19 protein-coding genes are annotated in these 25,567 nt (G+C 45.3%); 17 read left to right on the plus strand and 2 right to left on the minus strand.

Features of this window, described 5'->3' with window-relative positions:
• The 8 genes from OXH00_12335 to OXH00_12370 all read left to right on the plus strand — a co-directional run.
• Positions 1-640, plus strand: a 640-nt coding sequence (locus OXH00_12335; protein ID MCY3741800.1) for an HAD-IA family hydrolase, incomplete at its 5' end; no start/stop codon positions are given.
• 94 nt (positions 641-734) lie between these two features.
• Positions 735-1,322 carry a YdcF family protein gene (locus OXH00_12340; GenBank protein MCY3741801.1) on the plus strand — a complete coding sequence of 196 codons (588 nt, stop codon included), beginning with the start codon at positions 735-737 and terminating at the stop codon, positions 1,320-1,322.
• A gap of 97 nt (positions 1,323-1,419) precedes the next feature.
• Positions 1,420-2,367, plus strand: coding sequence for an adenosine deaminase (locus OXH00_12345; GenBank protein MCY3741802.1), 948 nt, complete (start codon positions 1,420-1,422; stop codon positions 2,365-2,367).
• Positions 2,368-3,043: 676 nt separating this feature from the next.
• The gene (locus OXH00_12350; protein MCY3741803.1) at positions 3,044-4,816 is read left to right on the plus strand and encodes an ABC transporter ATP-binding protein; all 1,773 of its coding nucleotides are present in this window, start codon (positions 3,044-3,046) and stop codon (positions 4,814-4,816) included.
• A gap of 220 nt (positions 4,817-5,036) precedes the next feature.
• Positions 5,037-7,034, plus strand: coding sequence for a DUF5916 domain-containing protein (locus OXH00_12355; GenBank protein ID MCY3741804.1), 1,998 nt, complete (start codon positions 5,037-5,039; stop codon positions 7,032-7,034).
• Positions 7,035-7,102: 68 nt separating this feature from the next.
• Positions 7,103-10,081, plus strand: coding sequence for a sigma-70 family RNA polymerase sigma factor (locus tag OXH00_12360; GenBank protein ID MCY3741805.1), 2,979 nt, complete (start codon positions 7,103-7,105; stop codon positions 10,079-10,081).
• 99 nt (positions 10,082-10,180) lie between these two features.
• On the plus strand, positions 10,181-11,155 hold the full coding sequence (locus OXH00_12365; protein ID MCY3741806.1) for a hypothetical protein: 975 nt from the start codon (positions 10,181-10,183) through the stop codon (positions 11,153-11,155).
• 3 nt (positions 11,156-11,158) lie between these two features.
• Positions 11,159-11,656: a GNAT family N-acetyltransferase gene (locus OXH00_12370; GenBank protein ID MCY3741807.1), complete on the plus strand. Its 498-nt coding sequence runs from the start codon at positions 11,159-11,161 to the stop codon at positions 11,654-11,656.
• A 14-nt stretch (positions 11,657-11,670) separates the two neighbouring features.
• Here the strand turns inward: OXH00_12370 and OXH00_12375 are convergent, their stop codons facing one another.
• A complete protein-coding gene (locus OXH00_12375) occupies positions 11,671-12,750 on the minus strand; it encodes a Gfo/Idh/MocA family oxidoreductase (GenBank protein MCY3741808.1) in 1,080 nt (359 codons plus the stop codon).
• 354 nt (positions 12,751-13,104) lie between these two features.
• Here OXH00_12375 and rsgA point away from each other — a divergent pair, with 354 nt between their 5' ends.
• The 8 genes from rsgA (at position 13,105) to OXH00_12415 (ending at position 23,904) form a co-directional block, all read left to right on the plus strand.
• Positions 13,105-14,307 (plus strand): ribosome small subunit-dependent GTPase A, encoded by a 1,203-nt coding sequence (rsgA, locus tag OXH00_12380; protein MCY3741809.1) that lies wholly within the window; start codon positions 13,105-13,107, stop codon positions 14,305-14,307.
• Positions 14,308-14,423: 116 nt separating this feature from the next.
• Entirely contained in the window at positions 14,424-15,134 is a 711-nt protein-coding gene (locus tag OXH00_12385) for a 5'-methylthioadenosine/S-adenosylhomocysteine nucleosidase (GenBank protein ID MCY3741810.1), read from the plus strand.
• A 203-nt stretch (positions 15,135-15,337) separates the two neighbouring features.
• Positions 15,338-17,593: a CehA/McbA family metallohydrolase gene (locus tag OXH00_12390; protein ID MCY3741811.1), complete on the plus strand. Its 2,256-nt coding sequence runs from the start codon at positions 15,338-15,340 to the stop codon at positions 17,591-17,593.
• 69 nt (positions 17,594-17,662) lie between these two features.
• Positions 17,663-18,577: a hypothetical protein gene (locus OXH00_12395; GenBank protein MCY3741812.1), complete on the plus strand. Its 915-nt coding sequence runs from the start codon at positions 17,663-17,665 to the stop codon at positions 18,575-18,577.
• Positions 18,578-18,827: 250 nt separating this feature from the next.
• Positions 18,828-19,772 (plus strand): hypothetical protein, encoded by a 945-nt coding sequence (locus OXH00_12400; GenBank protein MCY3741813.1) that lies wholly within the window; start codon positions 18,828-18,830, stop codon positions 19,770-19,772.
• A 61-nt stretch (positions 19,773-19,833) separates the two neighbouring features.
• The gene (locus OXH00_12405; GenBank protein ID MCY3741814.1) at positions 19,834-20,601 is read left to right on the plus strand and encodes a phytanoyl-CoA dioxygenase family protein; all 768 of its coding nucleotides are present in this window, start codon (positions 19,834-19,836) and stop codon (positions 20,599-20,601) included.
• A 316-nt stretch (positions 20,602-20,917) separates the two neighbouring features.
• Positions 20,918-22,441 carry a sigma-70 family RNA polymerase sigma factor gene (locus OXH00_12410; GenBank protein MCY3741815.1) on the plus strand — a complete coding sequence of 508 codons (1,524 nt, stop codon included), beginning with the start codon at positions 20,918-20,920 and terminating at the stop codon, positions 22,439-22,441.
• A gap of 464 nt (positions 22,442-22,905) precedes the next feature.
• Positions 22,906-23,904 (plus strand): ATP-binding cassette domain-containing protein, encoded by a 999-nt coding sequence (locus OXH00_12415; protein MCY3741816.1) that lies wholly within the window; start codon positions 22,906-22,908, stop codon positions 23,902-23,904.
• Between the two features lie 111 nt (positions 23,905-24,015).
• On the opposite strand, the gene OXH00_12420 is transcribed toward OXH00_12415, so the two are convergent.
• Entirely contained in the window at positions 24,016-24,183 is a 168-nt protein-coding gene (locus OXH00_12420; protein MCY3741817.1) for a hypothetical protein, read from the minus strand.
• Positions 24,184-24,754: 571 nt separating this feature from the next.
• Between OXH00_12420 and OXH00_12425 the strand changes: the two genes are divergently transcribed.
• Positions 24,755-25,504 (plus strand): ABC-2 family transporter protein, encoded by a 750-nt coding sequence (locus tag OXH00_12425; protein ID MCY3741818.1) that lies wholly within the window; start codon positions 24,755-24,757, stop codon positions 25,502-25,504.
• Positions 25,505-25,567: the final 63 nt, after the last annotated feature.

The raw sequence follows: 25,567 nt of genomic DNA on the forward strand, positions 1-25,567 counted from the left end.
GCGGCATTCCAAAGTTCCGCCGTACAAGAGGCTGGGGGTAACTCAGGACGCTTTTGATCGAGAACGGGCTGTCCACTACCACGCGTGTATGACTGGCAAGCTCCACGATTACAGTAGCCTGCTGCGGGAAATCTGTCGCGCCTGCCAGGTTGTACCACCAGAAGATGAAATTTCTTTGATGCAGGCTGAGCGGTTAGCAGCAAAGGCGAGGCCCTTTGAACGAATTGATCCCCGGATTATTGAAATGCTGAAAACACTCAAAAGGACAGGCTATCGCATCGGGGTGATCTCTAATTGTACTTATGATGAAATTGCAGCATGGGAATCCTCGCCACTTTCCGAACAGGTTGATGTACCAATTTTCTCATGTATGGAAGGAATAGCGAAACCGGATCCCGCAATTTATCAACTCGCGTGTGATCGTCTGGACATCGAAACCGATGCTGTGATTTTCGTTGGTGACGGCGGGAGCGATGAGTTGAACGGCGCGGCTACAGCCGGGTTAAAGCCAATTTGGGCGACATGGTTTATTGAGACGTGGCCTTGGGATTGGGTGACAAAAGTAGCCGGAAGTGCCCATACATTTCCTCGATGCCGAAAGATTTTTGATTTATCCAGTCTTATTGATAGTATAATATGACCTATCAGTTTGGTTAAGGGAGGAAATGATGACACCATCGCCCAACAACTGTGAGGGTTATCTCAAAAATCACTCTATCCCAAGGGAAGTGACGGTGGAAGATTTGTCGACAGTGGAGATTGAGGGTATCACACAAACTGTATTTGTTACGTCTGATCTTCATCCAGCAGCCGATCTCCTATTCATCTTTGGAACTTCTACGATTGATGGTGAGGTTTTGGAATCCGTGGCGCGTGATTGTCAGCAGAAACGTTTTCCTAAAGTCATAGTCACCGGTTTGAGTGGACGACTCTATTCCGAAACAGGCAAACCTGTAGCACACATCATGCGCGATGAACTCATGGCACGCGGTGTTCCATCAGAGCTGATCTTCGTTCAAGACAGATCAACAAACACACTTGAAGATGTTGCCTTCAGTCTTGATGTCTTAGAAAAACATGATATTTCTCCTGAGAGTATCGCGTTTCTATGCAAGGCGCACCACAGTGGTCGCTGCCTGCGAACCTTGCGGAAATTCTTCCCTTCTCAAACGCTTTCGCCTGTTACATATCTTGCTGAATATGAAGGTGTCAAAGTATCCAAAGCGGATTGGTATCAGCACGAAGTATCCAGAGGTCGCGTGTATGGTGAATACCTGCGTATCATCGAATATACAAGGAGGGGCGACATTGCTAATCTATAATTTTAGTTTTCCCATCGTGGATTCTTTCTGCTATAAGCGACCTCCCAGTCGCGACACTCACTGACAACTGATAACTGAATACTCTAAATCTGATATTATGTCTATTGATTTTGTTGAAGCACTCTCCACAGATGATTTAACCGCTATAAAGGCATCTCCTAAAACGGATGTTCACTGTCATGCGTTCTTCAGTGCACGACGGGAAAGTGTAGAACGCTGGCTCGGACATCCGCTAACCAAACCGCCGCTGAAAATGAAAGGCGTTGAGGGGATGATGGAATACGCAGACGCTGTCTTAGCACCCCACATAAAACACCGTGAAGGTTTTGAGTTCGTCGCTGTGTCGGCAATGAATGATGCAATCCAAGATGGCATTGTGATGCTTGAGATGAGCTTTGACATCCGACTGGCAGAATTCTATTCCAATGGATTAACGGAACTTCGTACCTTTATTGAAGCGTTAGTTGAGCGGTATCAAGCGCAGGCAGACCTACGTCCAGAGCTTGGCTTTTCACGTGGAGATGCTGACGACCCCAAGCTAATGGCGTTAGCACACGAAGCGGTGGAATTAGGTTTTTTTCAGTCGATTGATTTGTATAGTCGTCAAGAGGTGTGTCCGCCAGAGGTTATGAAGTCGTTGTTTACAAAGGCACGCGCAGCCGGAATGAAGCTGAAAGCACATGTCGGAGAATTTGAAGACGCTGAGGAAATCCGACGGACGGTCGAAGTCCTTGACTTGGACGAGGTCCAACACGGTATTGCTGCTGCAGAATCGGTTGAAATCATGCGTTGGCTTTCCGAGCATCAAATTCAGTTGAACGTCTGTCCAACGAGCAACGTGATGTTGGACGGTGTCCCGGATCTCGCCTCACATCCCATCCGCGTCTTATTTGATAACGGTGTGCCGGTGACGATTAACACAGACGACCTGATGATATTCGGTCAGAGCGTTTCTGAAGAGTATCGGAATCTCTACCAAGCGGGTGTTTTCAGTGCTGAAGAGTTGAATGATGTTCGGCGCGCGTCCGTCCCTTGTCTCGGTTAATTAGGAACCTCGCCATTCCGTTGGTGTAAAGGTAATTATGAGCTTTACTACAAATGAAAATTTGACAATGCAAGGTAGATGTCGTATCATTAACATTAGTATCTAAAATCTAACGTGGATAAATCCAATATTTAGCGGTTATTAACCGTTGTTGAAAAACGAGAAAAATGACCCTTTTACGCTCACACTCCAGCTTGCATAGCATGTTTAAACGTTGGCATAATAAGCGACCTAATTGCTTGTGGGGGGTGTGCGCGCAAACGGATAACTGAACTATGGATTGAAAATCGTCATTTTTCATTTTAAATTCCGTTGAAGCCTTATGCACACCGATCCTGGTAGCATAAGGTCTTTTTTTTGCACAGTTCAGAAATTTCCAGAACTTACGACTGTATTCCAGAACGCAACCCTAACGTGCCCTTTTGTTTTGCCACAATACACGCGGGCGGCAATTTATTGTGTGCTGCGAACTTATCTCATGGAACGCTTCCAAAAAATCCAGATTTTTTCTTTTTTTTTATAATGCACGTTTTCCATCCCGAAATTTTGTCTTTAATAATTAAAGGCTTGATGGTGCAAACAGATTGTATTTTGAATTTCAGAAATTGACATCTGATGTATGGAGGCGCGACTCTATCTACCTGTGGAAGTTGAAAGAAATAGGGAGTCTAAAAAAATGTCAACAGAGAATCCGAAGGCTGTCGGAAAGCGATTTTTAAAAGGTGTTTTCCCATACTGGCCCCAAATTGTTAAGACCATGTTGTGCATGACTGCAATGGTGGGTTTCTCGCTGCTGATACCTCTTTTTACAAAATTAGTGATAGACAGAGCCATTACGCAACAAGACCAAAAATTGCTTTGGATCGTTTGCCTTGGAGGTGTTGGTTCTATCTGTGTGTATGTTCTACTTTCTCTAATACGGGACCGATTCTACATCTATACAACAAGGCGGATCCTACTTGATTTTCGGAATCGTTTTTTCCAACATCTCTTGCGTCTTCCGATGCCGAGTCTCACCAAAAGGCAAACAGGGGAATATGGTTCCATGATCATTAACGATGTAGATGCAATTCTGACGAGTGCAACATATAATGTCCTTCATTTCTTTACAGACACTTTGTCAGCAGTTGCCATAATCTCTATAATGTTTTACTTCAATTGGAGGTTGGCACTGATTGCACTGATCGTTGTGCCCCTTAATGGTCTCACTTACGTCTACTTTCGACCGCATTTTCATAAAGCAACCCTGAAGAGACAAGAAGCGACAGCGGCAACCCTTTCGTATGTGCAGCAGACATTGTCAGCGGTTCGACTGGTAAAGTGCTTTTCGGCGGAGAAACATCATAACCGTTCCTTCTTTCGGGAATCAAAGGGATTGCTTTTCGCGCAAGCGAAGGTTTCGGTTTTGGAATCGATTGCGGGTAACATTAGTCAGTTCGTGGTGAGAATTCAACCCATCGCGATTATCTGTTTTGGCGGTATGGAAGTCTTAAAGAGTCGATTGACGATTGGTGAGTTGGTCGCCTTCTCGGCGTATCTTGAGTACTTGTCTGCGCCTGTATATCGTATACTCCACTTCCACCTTGGACTCGCCGCTACCAAAGCGGTACTCCAGCGTCTTTTCCAAGTTCTTGATTTAACGGATGAACATGGCGAAGCACAAGATTTGGAAAAGAAAAAACTTGATGATGTAGCAGGGCACATTCAGTTTCAGTCTGTGCGTTTTGCCTATGAAGAGATTGAGGTTCTCAAAGACATCAATTTGGATGTCCCCCCAGGTTGCAATGTCGCGCTTGTTGGTCCTTCGGGTTCTGGCAAAACCACACTGACGAATCTAATTCCTCGCTTGTATGAACCTAATGCCGGGCATCTTCTGCTTGATGGACATGATTTGCAAACTTTAGACTTGAAATTCCTAAGACAGCAGATTGGAATTGTAGCACAAGAACCGGTTTTATTTGATGTGAGTATCAAAGATAATATCCGTTATGGGTGCTCCTCAGCAACAGACGAGGAAGTTTACGCCGCAGCTCGAGCGGCTAACATACATGAGTTCATTGTGTCTCTACCGGAGGGGTACGAGACACAGATCGGTGAACGCGGTTTTAAGTTGTCTGGTGGTCAAAAACAGCGTGTCGCCATTGCCATGGCAATCCTGAAAAATCCAAAAATTTTAATTTTAGATGAAGCGACAAGTGCACTGGACTCACAATCCGAGGCACTTATCCAAGAGGCACTCCAAAATGTCATGAAACAGCGGACGACCTTTGTCATTGCTCACCGCCTCTCTACAATTCGGGATGCAGACCAGATTGTCGTTATGGATCAGGGACAGATCGTTGAAGTTGGAAATCATTCTGACTTGTTAGCGTCCGGCAAACTCTATAGCCAATTATATCGTGAGCAATTCAAATCCGTCTTAGATTCAACAGAAACGGAAGTCGAGTAGAAAGTTCATGATACATCGACTATTGTAAGAAACACTTACAAAAATTAAAAACAGGACTTACGCAGCTCCCTCGCTGGCGAGGTGTTTTGCTTGGGGGTTTCCGATAGGAACCTCGCCAACGGCGTGTAGTAGTCGCTATTCCTAAGAAAATTGCGTAAGTCGTAAAAAAAACAAACTGGTTATATCCTGTGCAAAATATACGAAAAAGGAGCAGATATTCATGAGCGTTAATGTAAATATCATCATTCGATCGTGGACAGTTTTACTGAGTTCTATAGCTTTTTTCCTTGCAGTGAATCTCGCTGCCGAGTCTCAGACGATAGAAGCTATTAAATTCCACACCTCTCCCGCGATTGATGGTAAACTTGATGATGAGTGTTGGCAGCGCGTGACAGGAATCGACGCATTCAAAATCGCGGAGTTGGAAACAACTGTTCCTAACAGAACCGAGGTATTTCTGGGATTTGATGACGAAGCACTCTATGTCAGTTTTCGTTGTGTTCAGAAAGAAGCATCCATAATTGCAAATCAGACGCGAAGGGATGGGAGTTTTCAATATGAGGACCATGTTGCCGTATATCTTGATACACATCATGACCGCCGTCGTTCTTATTGCTTTGCTGTGAGTCCACTTGGCATACAACGGGACGAGAAACAAGATGACTTAGGTTGGGATGGCGAATGGTTTGCCGCTGCAATCGTAGAACCGTCTGTGTGGACAGTTGAGATGAAAATTCCGTTTGAGATGCTTGATTTGCCTCAGTCTGCCAAACAGACCTGGGGACTTAACCTCGTGCGCCGCCATCAAAGTCTTGATCGGACCAGTATTTGGGCGGACACGGGTGTTAACGTTTCTGACGCGAATCAATTCGGGACGTTGACGAACCTTGAATTCAATCCGAAGGACGCTGGAAGAAAATTTCAACTCGGCGGGTATTTCTCCGGTAAAGCCGAGGATTTTTCAACAACCGAAGACCTCTCAACGCGATTCGCAGCGGCTATCGGCGGTGATGTCGTCTATAAGCTGACAACCAGTACCTCTTTTATTGGCACAGTGAATCCCGACTTCAGCCACATTGAGTCAGAAGTTCAAGGGATCGTTTTATCTGATCTGGAGCAACGCTTAACTGACCGACGTCCCTTCTTTCAAGAAGACGGACGAATCTTTAGAGCACCCATCGCGCTTTTTTATAGTCGTCGTATTGGTGAAATGGCTTACGGGGCGAAACTCATCGGTAAAACTGGAAAAGCAACATACGGATTGATGAATGTCAAGGAGAAAAACGATGAGAGTCATAACGTTTTACTGCGCGGACTTTGGGACGCAGGCAACGCATCTTCGTTTGGGCTCTTTTTTGCCTCGAAAGAGATACCGGGGACATATAACAGATCCGTCGCCTTTGATGGCTCCATTCGTTTACCGAGGGCACTGAACTTTGTGACATCCTATGCCGGAAATTGGGAACCACATAAGGAGAACACTCGTGCTTTCATCGCGGAAGTAAAGCGTAAAGGTAATCCGATTCTAAGTCTCGCCTATCGCGATTTTTCGGGAGGCTTTAATCCTGTCAATGGATACGTTCGACTCACAGATGTCCGGCAACCCAGTTTTTGGGGCGTGTACCAGTGGCCCGTTGAGAAAGGGTTTTTGCGAGCTATCAAATTTGAATCTGTCCAATCTGTGACGTGGGATCAAGCTGGCGAAAAAACACGAGGTCACCATTTTCAACTGATCGGTTTTGATTTGGGAGAAAAGATAGAGACAGGGTTTTTCTACAGAAACTGGTCTTACGATATATACTCAAATTGGGTGGTTGCAGCGCAGACAACGTATAACCGTCAGAGACCTGACCGTATTTTTGTCGTCTACCAACATGGCGAGTTTGAGGGTGCCACGGCAACATTTGTCACGACGGCGATGAACTTAATCCCGTTCCGTTTTTTGTCGCTCGGTATTGAAGGTGAAAACCTCTGGCAGACTTTTCCAGACGGGCATAAGACTCGAAATTTTTCTCTCCGCGCAAGTATGAATCTTGAAATCGGAGCGGAAAGGTGGGTAACGGTTCGGCTGCGTTCAGCGCGTAAACATAAGCCAAATTTCAATGCCGTCTTTAAATATACTTTTGTCGAAAATCTTGTGTTATACATTGTCTACGGAGATCAACACGCCGAAGCGACAATCAACCAATTGTTTACAAAAATTGCCTTTAGTTGGTAGTTCACTTTATAAACCTTAAACCTATTATTCAATGCGGACACTCAAAGTTACATTTAGGAGGGTTTCCAGTGGAAAGAGGAAATGATGCTCAACTCATTCAGGATACGTTGGCAGGCGATGATGAAGCATTTGATGTTTTGGTACGAAAGTACCAAAAGAGTGTTCACGCCCTCGCTTGGCGGAAAATCCGTGATTTTCACTACGCTGAAGAGGTAACCCAAGACACGTTCCTTCGCGCATATCAAAACCTCTCGACGCTCAAGAAGCCTCACCAATTTGCTGGATGGCTGTATGTCATCGCAAACCGGCTTTGTATCAATTGGCTTCAAAAACAGAAATCTGCCATACAATCCTTAGAGGACACGCCCATGGAAGAAATCGAGGATGCCTCGTATACACATTATGAATCTGAACGACGTAAAACAGCAGCTAGCGAGCATCGCCTTGAACTCGCCAAAAAACTCCTCGCCAAACTTCCAGAGAGTGAGCAAACTGTCGCCACCCTCTATTACCTCGGTGAGATGACGACCAAAGAGATTGGCAGATTCTTAGGGGTGTCCGTGAACACGATTACGAGTCGGCTTCAGCGCGCCCGAAAGCGTTTACAAGATGACCAAGAACATCTTATCAAAGAGGTCCTCGGCGGCAGGCAGATACCAGCGCGTTTAAGTGAGAGCATCAAGCAGCAAATCGCTGATATGAAACCTACACCCTCGCCAGCTGGAAAACCGTTGCTGCCGTGGAGTGCCTTCGGCACAGCCGTGGTCGTGATTATATTGATGCTCGGGGTCAGCAGCCGATATCTTAACCGTTTTCAGAGACCCTATAACTTTGAGGCGCGATCTGAACCTACGATTGAAATCATTGAGGCACCTGTCGTTTTTGATGTTGACTCGAAACCCGATGTGCGAAATCAGGTCGGACGCGCCATGTCCTCAGACAAAAGCACGGGGGCAAGTTTGCAAACTTTTGAGAACGCTTCAACCTCTAATGCACAAGACGATTCCGCTAAGTTTTCCAGCGCACAATGGATACAAGGGAATGCACCACCAGGGGGACATGTCCGCAATATCTTCGCTGGCACTGAAGGTACCCTGTATGCTGTTTCACCAACAGGGCTGTACAGGTTTGCAGTAGGTGCGGCCGCATGGACACGCATCAACGCAAATATCCCGATTGACAAATCTTTCATGCCGATGGCAGCACATGAAGGTTCCCTTTATATTGTCTCGGTTGATGCGATATTTACTTCAGATGATAGAGGCGAGACATGGAATTCGGTGAGTTCTCGACCCAAAGGGTATGCTATTGGGCTCATCATCCCAGATGTGCCGCAGGCACCTATGACGATGTATCTTGCACTTCAAGATAAAGGGGTTTTCCGTTCTACAGATGGTGGCATAAAATGGGATCCCCTCACTGAGGGACTGAGAAACGAAAGGATTTCTACCATAGCGACTGTTGGAGAAATAGTGTTTGTTGGCACGAACCGCGGCCTCTACCATCTCGATTCAGATATTTGGAAAAAGTTGCCGGTGGGTGCGTCACAAGCTGTCTATTCCTTGGCAGTCTTTAATAATAATGTTTATGTTGCAACGGGACCCGATCTGCCCCATCTCGATTCAGATATTTGGAAAAAGTTGCCGGTGGGTGCGTCACAAGCTGTCTATTCCTTGGCAGTCTTTAATAATAATCTTCATACTGAAACGGGTCCCGATCTATTGGGATTCACGCCAATAGAGGTAGGGCAAGCGGTGCCGAAAAGCGAGTTACATTCAGTCAGGGTTTTTCATTCGGCTGACTTGGGAGCGTCATGGACCGAAATAATGCATATAGATAAACCTGACTCGAAGGCAAGTGCATCGGGTATAACGGTTTTAGCTGCCGGTGAAACGATCTTAGCTTTGGGAGTTACACAATCTCGTTCGACAGATGGTGGGCATACGTGGACAGAGTTCGGCATTGAAACGGATATGCCCATGATTAACAGCCTTCCAGCCGTAGCAGTGAACGAGACGACATTTTACAAAGCTGGGGCATCGGGCATTCATCGCACAACTGATAGCGGTAAATCGTGGCATCTATTTATGGATGGAATAGTCGGAACAAGGACAAACAACCTGGTTGTTTTCAATAACAGATTATACGCGCACACCGGCTATGAAGTTTATCAATCAACAGATGAAGGTGGGACTTGGAAAAAACTTTCGATTGCCGGGGAGTTTGCTACGGAGGGGGCTACGTCTGAACCCTTAAAACAGGACAGGTTACGTGTCTATGCTTCTTTCGATTCAAAGTTGATGGTTGACGGTAACATACTTTATTTCGTTTCGCCTGAAAGGCACATCTTGCGAATTTACCGTTTATCTGTAGATGGCAATATGCTCATTCCAGTTCAAAACTTTTCTACGTATGATCATGAATCGTTATCTCCTCTGCCTGAAAAAGAGGTGAAAATCAAAGCGATTGTCGTCTGTAATAATGTCCTCTATGCTGAATACGGACAAAGACTTTTCAAATGGAAATTAGGTGATCCCAAATGGATGGATACTGGATTGATGAACACAGATAAGCAACCTAACGCGGAAATAAAAAATGGTTTCGAGGTAGCAGTTTCAGAAGCAACCGTTTATGTCGGTAAGCGAGATGGTCAACTGTTTCAATCGCTGGATAGCGGAAAAAACTGGAAAGACATTACGCTAAGTCTGCCCCTTCGCTTTACGCATTTCAACGATATCCTCTTTGTAGGTTCAACGATTTATGTCGCAACAGACGCAGGGGTCTTGACTTCAAAAACCGGCGAACACTGGCGCGTGATAACTGATAACTTGGGAGAACGTTCCGTCATCAACAGATTTGCTATGGATGGTATAACAGTTTATGGTGCTGGTGATGCCGGGATCTACCGTTTGGATAACCTTGGCAAATGGAAGCAGATTTCTTCGGAAGTTTTAGGTGAAATTATTTCTCTCGCCGTCATTAACAATCGACTCTATACTGCCATTAATGAGCGAGGGATCTTTCATATCTCACTTGGCGAAGAATAGAGAACATCTATTTTCCTTCAGACGCAATGAAGATGCCCGTTATCCTGACACTTCGCAACTTTATTCATGACACACTCTCACTTAATTTGTATCACATATATGGAATTTGTTAAAGCACTCTCCACAGATAACTTAACCGCTATAAAAGCAGCCGCTAAAACGGATGTTCACTGCCATTCTTTCTTAAGCACGCGTCGAGAGAATGCAGTGCATTGGCTCGGACACCCCCTAACTAAACCGCCGCTCAAAATGGAAGGACTTGAGGGGATGCATGCGTACATAGACGAGGCCTTAGCACCTCACTTAGACCACCGCCAAGGTTTTGAGTTCATCGCGGTGTCAGCGATAAACGATGCGATCCAAGATGGTGTTGTTATACTTGAAATGAGTTTCGATATCCGGTTGCTTAAATTTTATCCAGGTGGGTTAACCGAACTTCGTTCATTTATTGAAGCGTTAGTTGAACAGTATAGAGAGAAGGTTGATTTGCGCCCAGAACTCGGCTTTGCGCGGGAGTGTGCTGACGACCCAAAATGGATGAAATCGGCACACGAAGCAATAGAATTAGACATATTTCAGTCGATGGATCTGTATAGCCATCAAGAGGCGTGTGCACCTGAAGCCGTGAAGTCCTTGTATGCCAAAGTACGCGCAGCAGGAATGAAACTAAAGGCACACGTTGGTGAGTTTGGCGGGGCAGAAGAGGTCCGGCGAACGGTCGAAGTCCTTGACTTAGACGAAGTCCAACACGGTATCGGTGCCGCGGAATCGGTTGAAGTCATGCGTTGGCTTTCCGAGAATCAGGTCCAATTGAATGTATGTCCAACAAGTAACGTGATGTTAGACGCTGTGCCCGATCTCGTCTCGCATCCCATCCGTATCTTATTTGACCACGGCGTGCCGGTGACGATTAACACAGATGACCTAATGATATTCGGTCAGAGCGTTTCTGAAGAATATCGGAACCTCTACCAAGCGGGTGTCTTCAGTGCCAAAGAGTTAAATGATATTCGGCGCGCATCCCTCGCGCCTGTAGGGGCGAGGTTACCTCGTCCTTACATAAAGGAGAGATGAACTGTGTCTAATACACAGAAATGGAAAATTCGACAAGCTTTACCGAGTGAAGTTGATCACTTGAGTGGACTTGCCTTCCGCTCCAAGTCATATTGGGGCTATTCCGATCAATTTATGAAAGCATGCCTTGAAGAGCTTACGATTGACGAGTGTTATATTGAGAACAACCCTACTTTTGTGATTGAAGCTGCAGAAAACACAGTAGGGTTCTATTCCTTAGAACGCATCTCTGCTGCCGAAGTAGAGTTGAGTCTTCTATTTGTTGAGCCGGATTTTATTGGAAGAGGCTACGGACGAAAGTTAATGATGCACGCCCAACAAGAAGCACGGCACCTCGGATATAGTAAAATGATTATTCAAGGGGATCCGAACGCTGAACGATTTTATCGCTCAGCGGGCGGCTTGTTGGTCAGCACAAGGAAGTCTGCCAGTATCCCCAACCGTGAACTTCCCATATTCTGTATCAATCTGAGAGAATCAGACGAAAATCTCCTCGGATAAGTGTATTGAAATGATTACTCTATCCGAGGTTGTCTTGCTGTCGGATTTCTTTGTAAACGGACTTTCGAGTCTTTCAACGGCAGGTCAATACGTGCGCCGTTGTGTAAATGTGATTCAATTATGCCAAAAATCAGTTCTGTGCTGGCATACGCGCACCGGACACCGCCGCGGGTCGGTTCCCCAGTATCTAACGCGTGAACAAGGTCTTTAACCAAATTTGCTGTGCTACTAGTGCGTTCAAATTCAGGGAAGGTTTCAGGGACCTGACATGTCCGCCACCCCGGTACATCTTGCCGTTTACGGAGATGCCACTGCCAACCGTTGTTCCAGCACGTAACGGTTCCGCCATCACAAATCGCTTCCCATTCACTACCCCGTGGCGTTAGCAGCGCATGTGCCATCACACCGTTTTCAAACTGGATTGTTCCGCCTCCGGAGGGATCGGATCGCAGTTCATTCCCATCAAAAACCGAATCGCCTTGTGGAAGATAACCTGTAACCCAACTCGCAGCCGCATCGCTATTCAGACGTAAAATTAGGTCAAGATGATGGCTGGCTGAGTTGAAAAGTGTAGCGTTTGAATAAATGATCAAGGTTCGGAGTTTACCGATTTCACCACTGTCGATAATCTCCTTCATCTTGTCAAAACCTGTATGCCATCGGCGATTTGTGCCAAGATTAAAGGCGACCCCGTTTTTTTCTACTGCAGATACCATTGCTGCGGCTTCATCCATAGAAGCTGCCATCGCCTTTTCCGCATAGATGGCTTTCACACCGTGCTCCGCTGCGTAAACAACAATTTCTGCGCGATGCTCGGGTTGTGTGGCAACACTGACGATATCCGGCTGTTCCTTTTCAAGCATCTCACGATAATCGGTGTATTGATTCGCTTTTGGGACGTTATATCGGTTGCCGAAATGTTCCATGACTTCTGGACGCAGATCAGCACACGCGACAAGGTCAGTTCGTTCTTCAGCAAAAAAGCCTGCAGCATGGGAATAAGGTAGCTTAATCGCTTCATAGTCGGGGACTTCGTTATCAATAAATGCACCCATCCGGCTGCAACCGATAACAGCGGCACGATACGTCTTCATCTGTATTCTCCTTGTCCTGAATAAAATGATTCAATAGGTCCTTTTACCGCATTCGCTCAATTGTTCACTCGGTAAAAGAATAACCAATTTCCTAAAACACGTCAAGAAAAATCAGTCTAATTTTTTCTTGACACACAGAGACGGATTGTGTATCCTTTGACTCTTTACAAAAGTCAGGTTCGTTGCAGCGAAAGAACCTTGAAACGTTCACGTAATGCCGCCTAAAGTGCATCCAAAATTGTATGTAGGTAAAAGATTACTACCTTTTATCAGAGTTTTAACGAACTTATCTTCAAACTATTCGCGAAAATTTGCGGTGATTTGGAGTAGGCAAAACAAAGGTAATTGAAACCTATGGCAATGTCTGTTTACGCAGGCACAACTTTAATAGAAGCACAAAAAATTGTTGAAGGTGATTACTCAGCTTTTGATTGGCGGGAGCGTGTCGCCTATCGCAAGGTGTATCTTGGCATGAATCCAGCGATTCGAGATGCGGAGAATGCACTTGATAACGACACGGACAAACCTGTCGTTGTCGCACTGCTACTCAAATCAGAGAAAATGCTTGTCAAAAATAGGGTCAAGCATCTCAGTGCCATCAAAACCGCTCGAATTATACCGGACGAGGAACTTCTCAAACGGACAGGCTATCTCTTTGATAACGAAAAATTGGTTGGACTTCCCGAAGGTGTTGTGATGCGTGCGAGCAATGGTGTTTATCTTGTACAGTGTGATGTGAATCAATATCAATGTTCGCTACGCGGAAAACGAGATGCGTTTAGCAGAAATCAGCAGGTCTATGTCGGGGATCGCGTCAAAATTCAAGTAATTGATGAAAGGCATGGTGTCATTGCAGCCGTTATGCGTCGCAAGCGTCAATATAAACGCAAGGGAACACAATCTAAAGGGGTCATTCTCATTCCGAATCTTGATGGACTTGTCATTGTTTCTTCCGTAAAAGAGCCACCGATCTGGCAGCGAATGCTGGACAAATTCCTTGTTATCGCCGAAGCATCGGGGATTGAGCCGCTTGTCTGTTTTAATAAAATTGATATGCTTGAAAACCGTTCAGAAGTGAACGCGATGGTCACACTTTACGAGAAAATCGGTTATCCAGCCATCGTTACGAGTGCAACAACCGGTGAAGGAATCGAGGGTTTGAAAGCGTGGATGAAAGGGAGGACTTCTGTGGTCTCTGGGTTGTCAGGCGTTGGAAAATCCTCGCTCTTGAATGCTATCCAGCCCGGTTTGAAATTGAAGACGAACACAGTGAATCCGAAACGAGGCGGAAGGCACACGACTGCTGCAACCCAACTTTACAGATTGGATTTTGGTGGTTTTATCGCCGATACGCCGGGGCTTCGCGAGTTGCACTTTTACGACATCGAGCCTCGCTTAATGGACCGCTATTTTCCAGAGATGAATTCGCTTCGAGAGCATTGTACAAAAGGTGCCTGCACGCATATTTATGAGAACGGTTGTGCAGTGGAGATAGCGTTGAAGAAAGGAGACATTTCACAGTCTCGATATGAAAGTTATTGTGAATTTCAAAAATAGAGCAATTAGTATGAAAACAAGAGGTTTGGGCTTCTCCCATGCTGGGCGAGGTGTTTTTGCTTGGGTATTTCTGTCCTAACTTCGCCAACTATAATTATAATTACGGAGCGAAATTCGTGAGCGTAAAACTATGTATCATGACAGCTTACGCCGATGAAACCTTGGCACTTCTCAACGTCTTGGGGCAGGGTGTTGGTGATTCAGTTGATTGGAACAGTAGACTGCAGTTTGAATGGATAGATGGAGACACAAAATGGGTCGTCATGCAGTCGGGCATGGGCAAAGTGCGTGCAGCGTCGATGTGCCAGATGATAATAGACATGTATCAAGTAGAGACCTTCTTTGAGTTCGGATTTGCAGGGGGTTTAGTCGATACCTTGAATATCGGAGACATTGTAGTAATTACCGGTGTCTCTGAACATGACGTGCCAAATAGACCTGAAATTCAGCGTGAACAAGAGACGTGGCGAGAACGTTTGTTTCAGACTTCTGCATCGTCAATAAGTAAATTTGCAACGACGCTATCAACCAATCCCAATGCTACGATTACAAAATCCTCTGTGATTTGCGGTGATATGGACATATATAATCGTGAGGTGAGGAACAGGATTGCCAAAGAGAGTGGAGCCGTCGCAGTCAATTGGGAGTCCTCGGCGATTGTAGATGTCTGTGCGATTAATAACGTCAAATATGTTGGCATCCGCATCATATCCGACCTGTGTGTTGAAGAGGATAGCGGACCTATTCCTGAAGAGAGAGTTGCACTCTTGCACAAATCCACAACTGCGTACGTAAAGACTTTAATGGACCTCATCCAGAAAACTTAATATTCCTGCCTACAAATCTTTTCCGATTGACACGCCCTAAATTTGTGATACAATTGTTGATCAATACGAATGATCCCGCAAATTGCTATCCGTTTTCAAGCCGTTAGGAGGAATAGCCCGTGCGACAGTTGATAAATCGTCAATATAAGACCATCATGGGAAAGAGAATAAGCAGCCAATTTCGTTGCCTGCTTATTGGTTGGATGTTGCTCTCAGTTTTTATTTCCGTAGGTTTCACCGATGAGTTGGGACTCGTCACTGAGGTGGAATTTCAACCTTTAGCAGCAGCAACACAGCGGCTTATTGAGGCGTTGGATTATCTCGGTTCACCGCTGTCTGAGGACGACCTTTCAGCAATTGAGAAAGCGTTGGTGTCGGAAGACCATAAACAAGCAGTTATTGACATTCAAAAAATTCTTGATCCGCACTGTTTGGCTGGTGTCAATATCAATCCTGAGAGTCGTGTGAAGGTTAAAGAAGGCCCCGTAAAGAAAGAACTGATGCAACAGGGTTGGCGGACCTTTTTAGTCAAGGCACACAATGAGGCGGGTGTGACGGCACCGTTAGCAGCAGAGAGTGAAAACGCCGCACCGCTTTATAAACGTTCCACTGGAAGTCCTGACCCGGAGATGACTGTCCCTAAAAGCGAAATTCCACATCGGTTTCTGGATATTGCAGTCTATTCCAATCCACCTTTGAAAGCTGGTCTATCGGGATTAGAACTGGAGTATCGTGTCATTCAACTCTACAGCCGTGATGCGGGCAAACGAGAAGCAACGTTGGGTTTCAACGTCGGTCAAGGGACGCAGGACATCGGCTTCCGCGGTGAAGTGCCGATCCTATTTGATTGTGTGCCAGCGGTAAAGGTAACCTTGGAAGTGTTTGACTTCGACGGAAAGTCTACAACCGCGGCTTTTATCATTCGCGACGAGTTGAACCGGGTGTATCCCTCGCGTGGACGCAGACTCGCACCGGATTTCTTCTTTCATAACCAAATCTATCGGCATAGTGGCGAATCCGTCCTCCTGCCACCGGGCAACTATACTGTCGAATACACGCGGGGACCGGAATATAAAGTAAAAACCCAAGCCGTTACCGTGCCGAATGCTGAGACGCATCAAGAGACCTTTCATCTCGAAAGATGGATCCATATTGCAGCAGAAGGTTGGCGTTCTGGCGACCATCATGTACACGCCGCGGGTTGCGCACACTACGAAAGTCCCACCGAAGGTGTTACGCCTGAAGATATGATGCGCCACATTCTCGGAGAAGACCTCAATGTAGGGTGTGTGCTCTCGTGGGGTCCCTGCTGGTATTTTCAGAAGCAGTTTTTTGATGGCAAGGTTCACGAACTCTCAACCGATGATTACGTGATGCGCTACGATGTAGAAGTTTCGGGGTTTCCCTCCTCACACGCTGGACATCTCTCATTACTGGGGTTGACTGAAGATGACTACAAAGGTGTTGAACGGATTGAAGAGTGGCCCAGTTGGGACCTCCCCGTCCTCCAGTGGGCAAAGGAACAGGGCGCGGTAACAGGCTTCAGCCACAGCGGTTGGGGTTTGAAAGTGGATGGCGACGAACTCCCCAATTACAACATGCCACCTTTCGATGGCATCGGTGCAAACGAATACATCGTCGATGTTGTTCATGATGCCGTTGATTTCATCTCTACGGTAGACACACCGTCTGTTTGGGAACTGAATATCTGGTATCACACACTGAATTGTGGGTTCCGTACGCGAATCAGTGGTGAGACGGATTTTCCCTGTATCTACGGCGAGCGCGTCGGGTTAGGTCGTATCTATGTGAAAATGCCTGCCGGTCCTCTCAATTTTGACGCGTGGGCAGCAGGATTGAAAGATGGGCGTTCCTATGTTGGAGATGGTAAAAGTCATCTGTTAGACTTTACCGTCGGTGGCGTACCCGTTGGGGAAAAGACACCCACTGGAGAGCTTAGCCAGTTGAATTTGGAAGCACCCAGCACGGTAACGATCACGGCTCGCGTCGCTGCACGACTTAACGAAACGCCTAACCTTGAGATAAAGAACCGCGCTTTGGATCAACAGCCGTATTGGGACGTTGAGCGTGCCCGCATTGCGGAAAGCCAGAAGGTGCCTGTTGAACTCATTGTCAACGGTCAGGCAGTTGAGACGCAAGAAATTGTCGCTGATGGTGAAGTCGTCCCCGTTCAATTTGAGACATCTATCGACAGATCGAGCTGGGTCGCGCTCCGTATCTTCCCATCGTCCCATACGAATCCGGTTTTTGTCATTGTAGACGGTAAACCGATCCGCGCAAGTCGCAGAAGTGCGCAATGGTGCTTGGAGGCTGTGGAGGTCTGCTGGAACCAGAAGGTCAATCGCATCCGAGAAGAAGAACGCGAGGCCGCTCGCGAAGCATACAACGTAGCATCGCGGACATATCAGAAAATTCTTGAAGAATCTGATGTAGATTGAAACTGAAGTCAGAACTGAATATATGAAATTCTTTGAGACAAGTAACCGTTCACCATGGAGATAAACCCGATGCAATACGACAAAAACAGATTCAAAATATGGGCACTACCTCACCCCTTTACTTTACTCTGGGTATTGTTCCCAGCATTTATGTTCAACGAGCTGATTTTCGGACAACGACTCCCAAAAGTCACCTTGATTGACAAAGAGAGTGATAAACCGCCGGAGGAACGCTCTTACGTTCCCTGCCCGCACTGTGAGACGCTGAATGACCGCCGTTTGTGGTCAACAAAAGGAAGTGCCTTTGGACATGGACGTTGGTTTGGCTTGGTTTGTCCAAGCTGTCATCAAATAATTCCTTGCCTATGGAACATTTTTAGTCTCGCCATATTGGCGATTACTTTCCCGCTGTGGTATTTTCCTGTTCGTTTTTTTCGCCATAAATGGATAGAGAAAGAAAAAGAGAGATTGGCGAAGGCCCTTGAACGTCCCCTGCTCCAAGCAACGTCCATAATAGATTCGCTTTCGATAGGTGTCGTTTGCGGTATATCTATGTGGGGGACGTGGGTGATTATCGAGGTTGTGTGGAACGTATGGGAATGGGATTTGAAAACGATGCTCAAAATTTTGCCATTTTGTTTGTTAGCAGGCTATTTCATGAACTGGCTTCAAAAAGAAATTGAAAAGGAAAAGGAAAGATTGGCAAATGTTCCTGAACGCCCCTTGATTCGAGCAATTCGAGCAAAGTCCATAAAGTCCACCATAAAGTCCATGAGGTGGTTTTTAAAAGGCACCTTCTACTTCGGTGGAGGCATGTGGGTGGCTTTCGCGGTGTGGGACGTTTGGAACGGAAGAGAATGGGGTTTACGGATGATGTTTGATATATTGCCGCTTTGGTTGTTATTTGGCTTTGTGATGGGCTGTTTCATGCATGTTTTGGTGAATCTGACGAATCTAAAGGGCAGAAGACCTGAATCTGACTGAAAATCTACTATAAGGAGCTGTGCTATGAAACTTACACCACAAGAGGTTGAACAATTCAGTAGGTGTTTTTGCTTGGGGTATTTGCTTGGGGTGTTTTTGCTTGGGTATTTCTGCGTATTGATAGGGTGTTTCTGCGGATTTCCCCCAGGTTGAACGGATACCACCAAAACCCTGCAAAACAATAAAAAAATCAAACTGAATATATGAAATCCCTTGAGACAAGCAACCATTTAACGTGGAGATGAACCCGATGCGATACGACAAAAACAGATTCAAAATACAGGCACTGCCTCACCCCCTTAATTTACTCTGGGTATTGTTCCCAGCATTTATGTTCAACGAACTAATTTTTGGACAACGAGTCCCCAAAGTCACCTTGATTGACAAAGAGAGTGATAAACCGCTGGAGGAACGCACTTACATTCCGTGTCCGCACTGTGAGACGCTGAATGACCGCCGTTTGTGGGCAACAAAAGGAAATGCCTTTGGACATTGGTTTGGCTTGGTTTGTCCAAGCTGTCATCAAATAATTCCTTGCCTATGGAATATTTTTAGTCTCGCTATATTGGCGATTACTTTCCCGCTGTGGTATTTCCCCGTTCGGTTTTTTCGCCATAGATGGATAGAAAAAGAAAAAGAAAGATTGGCGAAGGTCCTTGAACGTCCCCTGATCTCAGCAACGTCCATACATTCGATGGGTTGGATAGGCGATGTATCCGTGGGTGTATCCGTGGCGGTGACGGGGGTGATTTTAGAGGTTGTGCGGAACGTTTGGAGGGGAAGGGAATGGGATTTGAAAACGATGCTCGAAAGTTTGCCAATGTGGGTGTTTGCAGGCTTTGTATCGGCCTGTCTCATAGGATGGCTTGAAAAAGAGACTAAAAAACAAAAGGAAAGATTGGCAAATGTTCGTGAACGCCCCTTGATTCGAGCAATTCGAGCAAAGTCCATAAAGTCCACCATAAAGTCCATAAATTTGTTTTTAAAAGGCACCATCTACTTCGGTGGAGGCATGTGGGTGGCTTTCGCGGTGTGGGAGGCTTTGACAGAAAGAGAATGGGATTTGCGGATGATGTTTGATATGTTGCCACTTTCTTTGTTATTTGGCTTTATATTGGGCTGTTTTATGTATGTTTTGGTGAGTCTGACGAACCTAAAGGCAGAAAGACCTGAATCTGACTCAAGAAACGATTAGGTCTACAATCAAATTGCTGAATGTCTATGTATTTTTATAATCTACTATAAGGAGCAGTGTTATGAAACTTACGTCCCAAAAGGTTGAACAATTCAAACGCCAAGGCTATCTCAAAATCGACGGACGCGTCATTGATGACGAACACCTTACCGTGCTACGCGAACATTACGACACCCAATTTTCACAGAGACGCGGCACCATCGGCGAAGGGTTGCGGAACCTCGCAGTCGTCGGCGACTCGGAAAGCGATGAAGATGCCGATCGTGAAGAAGAAATGCTACAGATTATGGAGATGTGGCGACTCGATGAGGAATATCGGAAGTTGCTCTACCACGAACCGCTGTTAGATATCGTTGAGAGTTTAATCGGAGCCAATATCCAGTTATTTCATGATCAGGCGCTCTACAAACCCGCCCATCACGGCGGTGAAGTCTATTGGCATCAGGACAACGCATATTGGCAGTGTGTCCCGCCGGATCTTGTGAGCATCTGGTTAGCACTCGATGATGCCGACGAGGAGAACGGTTGTATGAACGTTATCCCCGGCAGTTATCTGGAAGGATTGGCAGCGCACGGACGTGCTGAGTCAGAGAAAGGTAAGTTGCCAGCGTTGTTGGAGGTGGATGCTGATGTGGATCGTGCTGTGCCAGTGCCAGTTAAAGCCGGATGCGTGATGGTCCATCACTGCATGACCCTCCACCAAACGAATCCGAACCGCTCACCCCGAGATCGTCGGGCGATGGCTATCCATTACATGCCATCTGGTACGCGGAATCGCGATGGCGAGGTGATGAAAGACAACCCGCTACTGCGCGGCAAATTGGCATAGAGCAGATTGCTATAGCTTTTTTTAGAGTCCTTCATTCCCTTTCTCGCGGTTATAGTAAAGCCCGAAAATATGTAAACAATTGTTCAGCGGAGCAAACCCTCATCGCTGTCAAGGCATCTAATCTCGCCCCTGTCAATGTCCAAGTAATTGCGGGTTTTACTATAAAATTCACTGAACACTAACAATATTGATAATTTTCTCTATCTTCCCACAATCCTCTCCTTTTCTGCAGAATTATGCAACCATTTTCCCTTAACGCGCGCCATTATATATTGATTTGAATCTCACTTTGAAAATCTACGCTTGGAGGTGCCTGATGAGAGGTAATGATGCCGAATTAATTCGCCGCACGCTTGCAGGCGACGAAACCGCCTTCACTATGCTCGTGAAAAAATATCGTAAACATGTGCACACACTTGCATGGCATAAAGTCGGCGATTTTCACATCGCTGAAGATATTACGCAGGAAACCTTTCTGCAAGTTTATAGAGATCTGGCAACCCTGAGAGAACCAGATCGGTTTCCAGGGTGGTTGTATGTGATTACACACCATCGCTGCATTGCATGGTCCCGCAAAAATCGATTGCATGTCCGATTAGTGGAGGGCATTAACATGGCAATGAAGGGAGAAGCAGCATATTCCCGATATGTAGCAGACGAACAAGCAAAAACCGAGACTGAGGCACAGCAAACATTGGTTAAACAGTTGCTTGCCAAGTTACAGGAGAGCGAACGCACTGTGATGACCCTGTATTACTTTGGAGAGATGACGTGTGAAGAAATTAGCAAATTTTTGGGAGTATCTGCAAATACGATTAAGAGTCGGCTGAGTCGGGCGCGCCAACGTTTGAAGAAGGAGGAGCCTATAATTCGAGAGGCATTAGACAGTTTCCAACTATCTGCCAATCTAACCCAGAACATCATGCGAAGAATTGCACATATCAGACCCATCGCACCGTCTAGTTATTGTGATAGTTTCCATATCGGTTTAAAAACCATGGAAGCAGAGCTTGGAATTAGCCTCATAGAGGTTAATGGAATGGAGAGTAACTCAGTAGTATCAGAAAGCGTCATAAGAGAATCTGCACGGAACTCGAACCTTGTTTTAGCATCGGGGTGCCAACTGCGAGAGCAGATTGCTCGCATTGCCACCGAATTTCCCGATGTCAAATTCGCAATCTTTGATGCTGTTCTTGATATTCCAAATGTCGTTTCTGTCAATTATAAGGCGAATGAAGGCTCATTTCTGGTCGGCGCAATTGCGGCATTGAAAACGAAAAGCGGCAAAATCGGCTTTGTTGGCGGTGCGGATATGCCTTTGATTCACGAATTTGAAGCTGGTTATGTCGCTGGGATTCAGGTTATCAATCCGGATGCCGATATCTCCATAGGATATATCAGCAAGAGTCCAACCGGGTTCAGTCAACCGGATAAGGCAAAGCAGATCGCGTTGGCGCAATATGAGAGTGGTGTTGATGTGATTTATGTCGCTGCGGGTGGATCCGGTCACGGAGTGCTTGAAGCCGCCCAAGCGAAACAAAAATATATCATTTGGGTTGATGCCAATGGTAATCATCTCGCTCCCGGCATCGTCCTGACGAGTATGGTTAAAGAACTCTCTGCTTCTGTGCAGAGAGTCATCCGTGAGACTGTTGAGGATAGATTTATGGCAGGCATCCGATACTTCGGACTCGAAGATGGTGGGGTCAGTTATACTGTTGATGAACACAACCAACCGCTGCTCTCAGACGATGTCGTAGCCACCGTTGAAGCGTTGAGGACAAAAATCATTGCTGGAGAGATTATTGTTCCCAACACAGTTTCGATCCCACGTGAATAGTGTTGGTAATAGCAAATAACTCGGCACTACACCGGCTAAGTTGAATGGGATATGAAATATCAAATGCATAGATCGGCAAGTTTCTACCGAACGTTATCAGGGTCTCATAGGTACACCAGAAACGGAGGTATAGTGAGAACATTCATGATGTATTAACTCTTGTAGAGGTTGCGAAACAGAGAGGTTTTGTCTAATAAAAATATTCGTAAAAGGATGAGCAAGTCCTCATGAGCATTGATGTAAGTATTATCACCCCAACCCACAATAATAAAGATGAACTTGAATTAACGCTGACTGTCTTGAATGGTCAGACATACCCTCTGATAGATACGAACTTATTATTCATAGATTAACCAGAGAACGAAGTTTCGGTGATCGATATCATTCCAAAAATATTAGATTACTTCCATCCGCGTGACATGAAAATTGTCGCGCCGACTTCAACGGAGGAAGGAAAATGAATAATGCAAGTTATAAAAATAAATGATCTATACAAAACGTTTAAAACTTATAAACGTAAAAAAGGCTTCATCGGCTCAATTCAGACCCTTTTTACAAAGGAATATACCACTGTAAATGCTGTAGATGGCGTATCCTTTGGTATTGATCAAGGAGAAATCGTCGGATACGTTGGACCTAATGGTGCGGGAAAGTCCACGACGATAAAAATGCTTACAGGCATTCTATACCCAACAAGCGGGGTAATTGAAGTATGTGGTCTTGTTCCGACAAAGGACAGGAGGCAGAACTTAATGCATATCGGCGTGGTCTTCGGACAGAGGACGCAACTCTGGTGGGATCTTCCACTTATAGAGTCCTTTGAACTTCTCAGGCACATATACAGAGTGCCAGAAAAAATATATAAGGACAACATTGCACTTTTCGCAGAACTTCTTGATATAGAGGAGTTTATTAACATCCCCGTCAGATTATTATCTTTAGGGCAGCGGATGCGGGGAGATATTGCAGCCTCACTTCTTCATAACCCCGACATACTCTATTTGGATGAGCCCACAATTGGGCTTGATGTTGTTGTCAAGGAAAGAATTAGACAATTTATCAAGGAGATAAACATCGAAAGAAAAACAACAGTTATTCTCACAACCCATGATCTGTCGGACATAGAAGCACTTTGCAACCGGATAATGATAATTGACTATGGCAAGGTCATCTACGATGGTTCCATAGATGAAATCAGAAGAAGGTTTGGGACGGAAAGCACACTTCTAATTGACTTTAAGGAACCACCTGATCAATTGGAAGTTGATGGAGCACTAGAAGTCCGATTAGAAGGGATCAGGGCATCTATAAAATTTGATAGAAAAAGATTTGCCGCCAACGATTTGATATCTGAAATCGCTGGCAAGTATCCAGTATTGGACCTCACAATAGAGGATATTTCTCTCGATGGGATCATCCGGGATGTATATGAGGAAGGAAAATTACATGAGAGCGTATCTTGAAGTTTGTAAGAAGTCATTTCAAGAACGGATAGCCTACAGAGGCGAACTTTTGATAAGGTTTGTGGGAATATTTATGAGTTTCTACCTCCTTTACATGTTTTGGAAGGCACTCTATGCTAACTCAACCGATGTACAAGGCATCTCATTCCAATCAATGATCACATACACCATAATGAGTGCCATCATGGGAGGTATCATAAATTTCATCGGCATTCTTAATGTATACTTGGCTCTCTGGATGTCAAATCGAGTGAGAACGGGTGAAATCGTAATGGACATGATGAAACCAACGGATTTCCAACTTTATCTCTTTTCGCATTCATTCGGGCGACTCCTTTTTAACGTGATTTTTGCAGTCCCTATCTTCATATTAGCTATCTTCATCTTTAATATTTCTCTCCCTGATAGTTCAGGGATGCTAGCTCTCTTTGCGGTTAGCCTGAGTCTAAGTTATCTTCTCACTTTTTTGGTAGACTTTATGGTATCCTTAGTTTCCTTCTGGACGACTCAAAATCAAAGTGTGAGTGGATTAACTCGGCTCATTATAGCTCTGCTTTCAGGGGCGTTTATACCGCTCTGGTTCTTCCCAGAGTGGGCAAGAAATGTTCTCTCTTATTTTCCCTTCGCGTCCATATACCATGTTCCCCTTTCTATATATATAGGAAAAATAAAAAGTATTGAGGGTTTGCGCGCAATCTCCCTACAACTAATCTGGATAGGAGTGCTGTATGTGGGGAGCCGCCTTTTATGGCTGAAATCAAGACGTAATCTTATGACACATGGAGGCTAGGGGATGATGTTTTACATAAAACTTTTCCTTAATTTTTTTAAACTTAACCTGAAAGCCCAGATGGAATACAGAATCAATTTTGTAATGAGTATATTCCACATTTCGATTCTTCAATTGGGAAATCTTGGGTTGATATGGATAGTTTTGAACAGATTTCAGACACTCATAGAATGGACATTTGGAGAGATTGCTTTTCTTGTAGGGTTAAGACTTCTCTCACATGGGCTCTTCACCCTATTCCTGCCGGAGATTCATTGGGGACTCAGCAATTACATAGTCCGAGGCGAATTTGATAGATTCCTGCTCAAACCTGTAAATCCGCTGTTTCTCCTTATTACCAACAGCATCCTCCTGAATGGGATTACGGATTTTTCAAGTGGTATTGTAATTCTATCGATCGCAACTAAATCTCTGGGGTTAAGTTGGACCTTCAGCAACCTACTGATGCTCCTCGTTGTTGTCTTTAGCGGGCTCCTGATAGAGCTTTCTGCCTACTTAGCAACTTCATCTGTTTCATTCTGGGTGCCTAATCTACAGGCATTAAATTTCATAACATTTCAATTTCATGAACAGTATATCCTTTATCCTGTCAGCATATACGGTAAACCTATACAGTACTTCCTTACCTTCATAATCCCATTTGCCTTTATCAACTTTTATCCCTCGGCTTATTTTCTTAATAAGTCATCGAGTTTGCTATTTCATCCATACTTCGCATATCTTACACCGATTGTTGCCCTCATATCCTTTGGGGTGGCTTATTTTATCTGGAAACGGGGAATTTTGGCTTACCAGAGCACAGGATCATAACGACAGACGCTACCGTTATACTTCGCGAACACATAAACTCTCACTTCAATCAGTAAAGGAACC

The organism is Candidatus Poribacteria bacterium (assembly GCA_026706025.1).
In the GTDB taxonomy this organism is placed as follows: domain Bacteria; phylum Poribacteria; class WGA-4E; order WGA-4E; family WGA-3G; genus WGA-3G.

Coding starts and splice junctions, on each gene's coding strand:
- OXH00_12415 (MCY3741816.1), top strand. CDS start 22,906: ATGCAAGTTATAAAAATAAATGATCTATACAAAACGTTTAAAACTTAT.
- OXH00_12345 (MCY3741802.1), top strand. CDS start 1,420: ATGTCTATTGATTTTGTTGAAGCACTCTCCACAGATGATTTAACCGCT.
- OXH00_12365 (MCY3741806.1), top strand. CDS start 10,181: ATGGAATTTGTTAAAGCACTCTCCACAGATAACTTAACCGCTATAAAA.
- OXH00_12400 (MCY3741813.1), top strand. CDS start 18,828: ATGCGATACGACAAAAACAGATTCAAAATACAGGCACTGCCTCACCCC.
- OXH00_12390 (MCY3741811.1), top strand. CDS start 15,338: ATGTTGCTCTCAGTTTTTATTTCCGTAGGTTTCACCGATGAGTTGGGA.
- OXH00_12425 (MCY3741818.1), top strand. CDS start 24,755: ATGGAATACAGAATCAATTTTGTAATGAGTATATTCCACATTTCGATT.
- OXH00_12420 (MCY3741817.1), bottom strand. CDS start 24,183: ATGTCCATTACGATTTCACCCGTTCTCACTCGATTTGACATCCAGAGA.
- OXH00_12405 (MCY3741814.1), top strand. CDS start 19,834: ATGAAACTTACGTCCCAAAAGGTTGAACAATTCAAACGCCAAGGCTAT.
- OXH00_12350 (MCY3741803.1), top strand. CDS start 3,044: ATGTCAACAGAGAATCCGAAGGCTGTCGGAAAGCGATTTTTAAAAGGT.
- rsgA (MCY3741809.1), top strand. CDS start 13,105: ATGGCAATGTCTGTTTACGCAGGCACAACTTTAATAGAAGCACAAAAA.
- OXH00_12355 (MCY3741804.1), top strand. CDS start 5,037: ATGAGCGTTAATGTAAATATCATCATTCGATCGTGGACAGTTTTACTG.
- OXH00_12395 (MCY3741812.1), top strand. CDS start 17,663: ATGCAATACGACAAAAACAGATTCAAAATATGGGCACTACCTCACCCC.
- OXH00_12375 (MCY3741808.1), bottom strand. CDS start 12,750: ATGAAGACGTATCGTGCCGCTGTTATCGGTTGCAGCCGGATGGGTGCA.
- OXH00_12410 (MCY3741815.1), top strand. CDS start 20,918: ATGAGAGGTAATGATGCCGAATTAATTCGCCGCACGCTTGCAGGCGAC.